General features: G+C 75.6%; 9 protein-coding genes. 1 reads left to right on the top strand and 8 read right to left on the bottom strand.

Annotation, left to right across the window (positions count from 1 at the left end; all coding sequences use genetic code 11):
- Window positions 1-18 precede the first annotated feature (18 nt).
- Window positions 19-552: a GNAT family N-acetyltransferase gene (locus F1544_RS19205; RefSeq protein WP_208972206.1), complete on the top strand. Its 534-nt coding sequence runs from the start codon at window positions 19-21 to the stop codon at window positions 550-552.
- A gap of 168 nt (window positions 553-720) precedes the next feature.
- On the opposite strand, the gene F1544_RS19210 is transcribed toward F1544_RS19205, so the two are convergent.
- The 8 genes from F1544_RS19210 to F1544_RS19245 all read right to left on the bottom strand — a co-directional run bounded on the left by F1544_RS19210 (window position 721) and on the right by F1544_RS19245 (window position 8,100).
- Complete coding sequence (locus F1544_RS19210) at window positions 721-1,113, bottom strand: DUF1801 domain-containing protein (protein ID WP_208972207.1); 393 nt, start codon at window positions 1,111-1,113, stop codon at window positions 721-723.
- A 111-nt stretch (window positions 1,114-1,224) separates the two neighbouring features.
- Window positions 1,225-2,013, bottom strand: coding sequence for a hypothetical protein (locus tag F1544_RS19215; RefSeq protein ID WP_167587743.1), 789 nt, complete (start codon window positions 2,011-2,013; stop codon window positions 1,225-1,227).
- A 196-nt stretch (window positions 2,014-2,209) separates the two neighbouring features.
- Window positions 2,210-3,694, bottom strand: a complete 1,485-nt coding sequence (gene ahcY / locus F1544_RS19220; protein WP_167587744.1) for an adenosylhomocysteinase — start codon at window positions 3,692-3,694, stop codon at window positions 2,210-2,212.
- Window positions 3,695-3,871: 177 nt separating this feature from the next.
- Entirely contained in the window at window positions 3,872-4,852 is a 981-nt protein-coding gene (locus tag F1544_RS19225; protein ID WP_167587745.1) for a cation diffusion facilitator family transporter, read from the bottom strand.
- Window positions 4,853-4,854: 2 nt separating this feature from the next.
- Entirely contained in the window at window positions 4,855-6,012 is a 1,158-nt protein-coding gene (locus F1544_RS19230) for an SIS domain-containing protein (RefSeq protein ID WP_167587746.1), read from the bottom strand.
- The gene (locus F1544_RS24855) at window positions 6,009-6,260 is read right to left on the bottom strand and encodes a Trm112 family protein (protein WP_167587747.1); all 252 of its coding nucleotides are present in this window, start codon (window positions 6,258-6,260) and stop codon (window positions 6,009-6,011) included. Before F1544_RS24855 ends, F1544_RS19230 begins: the two co-directional genes overlap by 4 nt.
- Complete coding sequence (locus tag F1544_RS19240; protein ID WP_167587749.1) at window positions 6,257-7,735, bottom strand: phosphomannomutase/phosphoglucomutase; 1,479 nt, start codon at window positions 7,733-7,735, stop codon at window positions 6,257-6,259. The genes F1544_RS24855 and F1544_RS19240 overlap by 4 nt, the downstream gene beginning before the upstream one ends.
- An 89-nt stretch (window positions 7,736-7,824) precedes the next feature.
- Window positions 7,825-8,100: a hypothetical protein gene (locus tag F1544_RS19245; RefSeq protein ID WP_167587751.1), complete on the bottom strand. Its 276-nt coding sequence runs from the start codon at window positions 8,098-8,100 to the stop codon at window positions 7,825-7,827.
- Between the last annotated feature and the right edge of the window lie 268 nt (window positions 8,101-8,368).

Below are 8,368 nucleotides of genomic sequence, written 5' to 3' on the forward strand. Positions count from 1 at the left end.
GCCGCCTACGCTCGGCCCGTGACGACCGGTCCGCAGGACGCACCGCAGGTGCGCGTCGTGCACCTGTCCCTCGCCACGCTGCGCGCGCTCGCCGCGGGGGACCTCGCCGGGGCGGACGCCACGAGCCCCGTGCCGGTCCCGGCCCACGCCGCCGGTCCCGACTGGCGGGGCGTCTGGCGGCGCCGGGTGCACCAGGTGAGCGAGGACCCCGAGGCGGCCGGCTGGGTCACCGGGCTCCTCTGGGACCCCGCCCGCTCGCTCGCCGTCGGGCGCGCCGGATTCCACGGCCCGCCCGACGCGGACGGCCTCGTCGAGGTCGGGTACGCCGTCGAACCGGCGCACCGCCGGCGCGGGTACGGCGGGGCCGCGCTGCGGCACCTCCTGGACCGGGCCGCGGCGGACCCCCGCGTGCTCCGGGTCCGGGCGTCGGTGCGCCCCGACAACGAGCCCTCCCTGCGGATCGTGCGCCGGTGGGGGTTCACCGCGGTCGGTGAGCAGTGGGACGACGAGGACGGCCTCGAGACCGTCTTCGAGGTCGACGCGCGGCCCTGACCCGGCTGCGTCCCTGCGCCGCCACCGCTCGCGCCGGGTCGCGCCCGCCGCCGCGGGGTCCACAGGTGTCCCCGCGGTGGCGGGTGTGGACGACGGGGCCGGACGCGCCGTGGACCCGGCAGGCTCCTCGACGTGCCCGGACCTCCGCTCCCCCGCCGGCCGCCGGCGTCAGCCGCGCAGCCCGCCGGCCAGCACCGCCAGCAGCTCCTCGTCGGTGAACTCCCCCGCCCGCGCCGTCGGCAGCCGGATCGTCCCGCGCCCCGTCGTGAGCTCCGGGTGGCGGGCGCAGAAGCCCCCGTCGTCGTCGGCCGCCCAGCCGTAGAGCGAGAGCCCGTGCTTCCACACGCCCACGTGCACCCGGCTCCGCCCGGCCACGTACGTCGGCATGCCGTAGGACAGCACGACGGTGACGTCCGGCCGCAGGCCGCGGACGAGGCCGTCCAGCCGGTCGAGCAGGGGCCGGTGCTCGTCCGCGACGGCGTCGAGGTAGCGCTGGGCCTCGGGGCTCACGCCGGCGCGAGCCGGGGGTGGGGCGCTGCGCGGGGACGGGTCGGTGGTCACGATTCCTCCCGGGCCTCGGTGGTCTCCTGCCCCCTCCGGACTCGCGGTCGTGCCCGGACTCATCGCTCCGGAGCTCCCCGGCCACCCCGCCCGCGCGCGACGGACGCCGGGTCAGACGTCGAGGTCCCCGCCGAAGTCGTCGCCACCACCGAAGTCACCGCCACCGTCACCGCCGCCGAAGTCACCACCGGCCCCGTAGCCGTCGTCCGCGAACGCCTCGTCGGTGCCTCCGCCGTCGTCACCGGACCCGGCGTCGTAGCCCTCGTCGTACCCGGCCTGCTCGCCGGCCTCGTAGGCCTGGTCGTCGCCCCAGTGGTCGTTGCCGAAGTCGTCGGGGATGAGCGCGTCGGCGATGGCGGTGCCGATGAACGCCCCCGCGACGCTGGTCAGCAGGCTGCCGCCGATCATGCCGCCGACGCCCATCCCACCCAGGCCCATCCCGCCGCCGTAGCCCCCGCCGTAGCCGCGAGGTGCGCCGTAGCCGCCGGCGCTGTACCCGCCAGGTCCGTAGCCGTTGCCCCCGTAGCCGTTGCCCCCGTAGCCGCCTCCACCGAGCAGGCGCTCCAGGGTGCCGGGGCGCCGGAACTCGGCGCGGGTGGCCGTGCGGGCCAGCGACGCGGGGTCGTCACTCGAGCGCTCGGCGCCGGGGACCTCGGCGGACAGCTGCTGCAGCACCTGCCGCCGCTGGTCGGGACTCAGCTGGGCGAAGGCCTCGGCGTGGGCCTGCTCGACGGTCTCGGGCGGCGCGGTGCGCAGGAGGTAGCGGTAGCGGGCGATGGCGTTCTCGTCGGCCGTGCGCGGCCGGCCCGGCGCGGCCGGCGGCGCGGGCGGTGCGTACGGCGGCGGAGCGTTCCACTGCTGCCGGGGCCGGCGCCCCAGCAGGCGGTCCAGGAGTCCCACGGTCGTCCCCCTCGGTCGGTCGGTGCGGTCGGTGCCGTTCGGGCGCCCAGGGTGCCGCACGCGGACGCGCCCCGCCCGCCGACGTCGACGCGCACTCGTCCGGGGCGCACCCGCAGGGCCCCGGACGCACGACCGCCCGGCACCTGGAGCAGGTGCCGGGCGGTCGGTCCGGCCCGTCGAGCGGGCCGGGTGCGGATCAGTAGCGGTAGTCGTCGGTCTTGTACGGCCCGGCGACGTCGATCCCGAGGTACTGGGCCTGCGTCTTGGTGAGCTCGGTCAGCCGCACGCCGAGGGCGTCGAGGTGCAGGCGGGCGACCTTCTCGTCGAGGTGCTTGGGCAGGACGTGCACGCCCACCGGGTACTCGTCCTTCTTCGTGAAGACCTCGATCTGCGCCAGGACCTGGTTGCAGAAGGAGTTCGACATCACGAAGCTCGGGTGCCCGGTCGCGTTGCCCAGGTTCACCAGGCGGCCCTCGGAGAGCACGATGATGCTGTGCGCCGGGTTGCCGTCGGTGGCCGGGATGCGCCACTCGTGGACCTGCGGCTTGATCTCGACGCGCTCGACACCCGGGATGCGCCCGAGGCCGGCCATGTCGATCTCGTTGTCGAAGTGGCCGATGTTGCAGACGATCGCCTGGTGGCGCATCTTCGCCATGTCCGCGGCCATGATGACGTCGCGGTTGCCGGTGGCGGTCACGAAGATGTCGGCGATGCCGACGACGTCCTCCAGGCGCGCGACCTGGAACCCGTCCATGGCGGCCTGCAGCGCGTTGATCGGGTCGATCTCGGTGACGATCACGCGTGCGCCCTGGCCGCGCAGCGACTCCGCGGAGCCCTTGCCGACGTCGCCGTAGCCGAAGACGACCGCGACCTTCCCGCCGATGAGGACGTCGGTGCCGCGGTTGATGCCGTCGATCAGCGAGTGCCGCGTGCCGTACTTGTTGTCGAACTTCGACTTGGTGACCGAGTCGTTGACGTTGATCGCCGGGAAGGGCAGCACGCCGTTGCGGAAGTACTCCACGAGGCGGTGCACGCCCGTGGTGGTCTCCTCGGTGACGCCCTGGATGCCCGCGGCGATGCGGGTCCAGCGCTCGGGTTCCTCGGCCAGCGAGGCGCGCAGCAGCTCGAGGACGACGCGGTACTCCTCGGAGTCCTCCTCGGTCGCCTCGGGGACGACGCCGGCCGCCTCGAAGCGCTTGCCCTCGAGGACGAGCATGGTGGCGTCGCCACCGTCGTCGAGGATCATGTTCGGGCCGACGCGGTGGCCCTCGGCGTCGGTGCCCCAGTCGAAGATGCGGTCCGCGAGCGCCCAGTACTCGTGCAGCGACTCGCCCTTCCAGGCGAAGACGGGGACGCCAGCGGGCGCCTCGACGGTGCCCTCGCGGCCGACGACGACAGCCGCGGCGGCCTGGTCCTGGGTGGAGAAGATGTTGCAGCTGGCCCAGCGGACGTCCGCGCCGAGCGCGGTGAGGGTCTCGATGAGCACGGCGGTCTGCACGGTCATGTGCAGGGAGCCGGCGATGCGGGCGCCGGCCAGGGGCTGTGCCTCGGCGAACTCCTCGCGCAGCGCCATCAGGCCCGGCATCTCGTGCTCGGCGAGCCGCAGCTCGTGGCGGCCGGCAGCGGCCAGGGTGATGTCCTTGACCTTGAACTCGAACGACTTCTGCTCTTGCGCAGACATGGGTGTCCTCTCGCGGGGGTCGATCCGTCAGACGGTCGATGGGTCTCCCGGCGCGGTCCCTCTGGACCACACGGCATCACCGGACGCCGGAGCACCCCCCAGGGTACGCGCCCGGCCCCGGCGGGTCACCGCGAGGCGGGTCCGGACGGGGACGCGGGCCCGCGTGCGCGGTGCGGCTCAGGCGGTCGGCGCACCCGGGCCGGCGCCGCGCGAGGCCGCCGTGCGCGAGGAGGTCGCACCGGCGCCGGGCGCGCGGCGCAGGTCGGGCTCGAGGTAGACGACGCGGGCGATCGGCACCGCGGCGCGCACCCGGGCCTCGGCGCCGTCGATGGCGGCGGCGACCTCGGCGGCGGTGTCGGCCGCCGGGACGGCGATCTTCGCGGCGACCAGGAGCTCCTCGGGGCCGAGGTGCAGCGTCTTGAGGTGGATGACGCCCTCGACCCCGTCGCCGGGCAGCGCGTCGCGGATGCTGCGCACCTGCTCCGGCGTGGCCCCCTCGCCCAGCAGCAGCGACTTCGTCTCGACGGCGAGCACGACCGCGACGGCGACGAGCAGGAGGCCGATGAGGGCCGTGCCCACGGCGTCCCAGCGCCCGTCGTGGGTGAGCAGGGTCAGCCCGACGCCGAAGAGGGCGAAGACGAGGCCGAGCAGGGCCGCGAAGTCCTCCAGCAGGACGACGGGCAGCTCCGGCGCCTTCGCGGTGCGGATGAAGCGCACCCACGACTGCGACCCGCGGGTCTTGTTCGACTCCCCGACGGCCGTGCGCAGGGACCGCCCCTCCAGGACGATCGCGACGACGAGCACCAGCAGCGGCACCCACTGCCACGACGTCAGGGGGTGGGGGTCCTCCCACTTGTGCCACGCCTCGTACAGCGCGAAGAGGCCACCGACGCTGAACAGCACGATGGCCACGAGGAACGCGTAGACGTAGCGCTCGCGCCCGTACCCGAAGGGGTGCTCGGCCGTCGCCGAGCGCCGCGACCGCTTGCCGCCGACGAGCAGCAGCACCTGGTTGCCGGAGTCGGCGAGGGAGTGGATGGCCTCGGCGAGCATCGAGGAGGCACCCGTGAGGAGGAACGCGATCAGCTTCGTCACGGCGATGCCGATGTTGGCCGTGAGCGCGGCGATGATCGCCTTGGATCCGCCTTCGGTCGACATGGTCAGCCCAGCCTGTCCTTGAGGTCCGCGACGTGCGGCGAGGTCGCCGGGTCGATCCCGGAGGCTAGCGCGAGGTACGTCGCGGCGAAATCGGTGCGCTGCAGCACCTGCGCGAGCTGGACGACGTCGGCGCCCTCGTCGGCCACCACCTCGCTGACGCGCACCCCCGCCTCCTCGGCGGTGTGCGCGACGGCCTCCACGAGGGCGCGGTCCGCGTCGGGCTGCGACGCGGGCGCGTCGCGCAGCAGCAGCAGGCGCAGGCGCGGCGAGACCGGGGCGTCGAGGAACGGGTCGGCGAAGAGGTCGTCGGGGGCCGCCGCGAAGGGGCCGCCGAAGGTGGCGACGACCTCGCTGGCGTCGTCGGGGAGGGCCCCGGTGACCGCCGGCACGCGCGAGGTGCGGGCCAGCATCGAGCCGGCGCGGCGCGCGGCGGCCGCCATGAGGTCGCTGTCGGCCAGGACGACGGGCACGGTCTGCGCGAGCTCGAGCGCGAGGACCTTGGCCGGGTTGACGAAGGCCTCCGACCCCGGCTTGCAGCGGTCGGACTCGTCGTCCAGGCGGTCGGCCACGGCGGTCATGAGGTCCGCGGGCGCGCGCACGAGCTCGAGGGCGTCGCAGGCGAGCAGCACGGGGGTCAGCAGGGACCACAGCGCGACGCGGGAGGAGCGCTCGCCGCCGCCCGCGGCCCGCACGCCGCGCGCGGGCGGCACGTGCACGTTGCCGGGGCGCGAGCCGATGTCGGCGAGCGGGGAGCCCTCCGCGCCGACGGTCACGACGCGGGCGCCGCGGCGCGCCGCCTCGATCGCCAGGGCCAGCGGGCCCGGCGCCCGACCGGACAGGGAGACGGCGATCACGAGGTCCAGCGGGCCCACCCAGCTGGGCAGCGGGCCGCCGCGACGCGAGACCACGGGCACCGGGCAGGTGCGGCCCGCGAGCGCCGTGAGCACGTCGGCGACCACGGCGCTGCCGCCCAGGGAGGCGATGAGCACCGCGCGGGGCCGGCCGTCCTCGGCGAGCCGGGCGATCCCGGCGTCCTGCGAGAGCTGCACGGACTCCCGCACCTGGGCGCCGGCCGTGGCCAGCGCGCGCAGCACGCCCGAGGTGTCGGCGGCGGCGAGCGCGTCGCCGTCGCTCAGCATCGTCTCGTCGAGGGCGCTCACGCGGACCCCTCCCCGGCCGGGCCCGTCGCGTCGGCCACGTCGGCTGCACGGGTCGCGTCGGCGGGCACCCCGCGGGCCTCGTCGACGAGGAGGACCGGGACGCCGTCCACGACGGGGTAGCGGATGCCCGACGGCGTCACGAGCACCTGCTCGCCGTCCACCTCGACGGGACCGCTCAGCGTCTCCCCCGTCAGCGGGCAGCGCAGGAGCTCCAGGACCCAGGGGTCCAGCCGCAGCAGGCCGCTCACGCCGCCTCCCCCCGGACCAGGGCCAGCACCCGGTCGCGCACGGCGACCATGGTGGCCTCGTCGGCGCCCTCGGCGTTCAGCCGCAGCAGGGGCTCGGTGTTGCTGGCCCGCAGGTTGAACCACCACATCGGGGCGTCGCCGGAGGCGGGGTGGGTGATGGTCAGGCCGTCGAGGCGGTCGACGTGGAGCTCCTCGCCCGCGGCGCGGGCCTGCGCCGTGACGACCTCCTCGACGCGCTGGGCGGCCGCGGCGGCGTCCTCGACGGTGGAGTTGATCTCCCCGCTGGCGGCGTAGCGCTCGTACTCCGCGGCCAGCTGCGACAGCGGCACGTCGGACTCCGCGAGGGCGGCGAGCACGTGCATGGCGGCGAGCATCCCGGTGTCGGCGGACCAGAAGTCGCGGAAGTAGTAGTGCGCGGAGTGCTCACCGCCGAAGACGGCGCCCTCGTCGGCCATCTGCTGCTTGATGAACGAGTGCCCGACGCGCGTGCGGACCGGCGTGCCACCCGCCTCGGTGATGATCTCCGGCACGGCGTGGGAGGTGATGAGGTTGTGGATCACGATCGCCTCGCGGCCCGCGGCGCGCTCCTTGCCGATCTCGCGGCGCGCCACCAGGGCGGTCACCGCGCTCGGGCTGACCGGGTCGCCCTTCTCGTCCACGACGAAGCAGCGGTCGGCGTCGCCGTCGAAGGCGAGGCCGATGTCGGCGCCCGCGCGCGGGACGGCGGCCTGCAGGTCGCGCAGGTTCTCCGGGTCCAGCGGGTTGGCCTCGTGGTTGGGGAACGTGCCGTCGAGCTCGAAGTACAGCTCGGTCACGTCGAAGGGCAGCGGCGCGAGCCCGGCGGCGTCGCCGAGCACGGCGGGCACGGTGTGCCCGCCCATCCCGTTGCCCGCGTCGACGACGACGCCGAGGCGGCGGGCGCCGGAGAGGTCGACGAGGGAGCGCAGGTGCTCGGCGTAGGCGCGCAGCAGGTCCTGCTCCGTCACGGTCCCGGGCACGACGCCGTCGACGGCGGGGACGGCACCGGCGTCGAGCCAGCTCTGCGCGAGGTCGCGGATCGCGGCGAGGCCGGTGTCCTGCCCGACGGGGCGGGCGCCGGAGCGGCACATCTTGATCCCGTTGTACTGCGCGGGGTTGTGGCTGGCGGTGAACATCGCGCCGGGCACGTCCATCGAGCCGCTGGCGAAGTACAGGCCGTCGGTGGAGGCGAGCCCGATGACCACGACGTCGACGCCGCGCGAGGCGAGGCCCTCGGCGAAGGCCGCGGAGAGCTCGGGCGAGCTGGGCCGCATGTCGTAGCCGATGACGGCGCGTGGGCGCACACCGGCGGCCACCTGCTCCGCGGGCTGCTGCGGGACGACGACGACCTCGCCGAACGCCGCGCCGATGGCCCGCACGGCCGTGGCGTCGAGCTGGTCCGGGACCACCCCGCGGACGTCGTAGGCCTTGATCACGGACGACAGGGGTGCACTCACCCTCGGAGCCTAGCGGCGCGGCTCCCGGCGGACCGGGGCCGTGCGGAACCCGGCGACGGGCCCGTCCCGGCCGTGGCGGCCCGCGGGGGTCACTGCTTGCGGGTGCGGTCCAGGACGGCGTCGACGGACAGGGGGCCCGCGGAGGACTGCCAGGTGCGCTCCTCGCACACGTGGCAGGAGACGAAGCGGACCGGGGTGCCGTCGGTCAGGGACATCTGCAGCTGCGTGACGCGCTCGCTGCCGCAGGAGCCGCACGCGGCGCCCTCGCGGTGGCCGGCCTGCGTGAGCGACCCCAGGGGCGGCGCGGTGCGGACGGCGCGGGCGCGGCGCGGGCGGCGTGGGGTGTTCGGGGTCGCGACGGTCACGGGGGGTCCTCCAGGGGCAGCCGGACGGGGGTCAGAAGTGAAGACTGACCTCCATCGGCAGGCCGACCCCCGCCTTGAGCCCCCTCACCCGGGCGGAGCAGCGGACCGCCGGGACGGGTCCCCCAGGGAGACAGACCGCGGCGGTGCTCAGCGCGAGGCGGTGCTCAGCGGGAGGCGGTGCTCAGCCGCCCGTGCGGGGCTCGTCGCGCAGCGCCCGCAGGTGCCCGCGGCGCGTGCCGGGCGCGGCGGTGGTCCCGGGGGCCGGGGC

The organism is Kineococcus rubinsiae (assembly GCF_011839805.1).
In the GTDB taxonomy this organism is placed as follows: Bacteria; Actinomycetota; Actinomycetes; order Actinomycetales; family Kineococcaceae; genus Kineococcus; species Kineococcus rubinsiae.

What these genes read in the sequence shown, in the direction of transcription:
- ahcY (WP_167587744.1), bottom strand. Translation starts at nt 3,694, where the DNA reads ATGTCTGCGCAAGAGCAGAAGTCGTTCGAGTTCAAGGTCAAGGACATC.
- F1544_RS19225 (WP_167587745.1), bottom strand. Translation starts at nt 4,852, where the DNA reads ATGTCGACCGAAGGCGGATCCAAGGCGATCATCGCCGCGCTCACGGCC.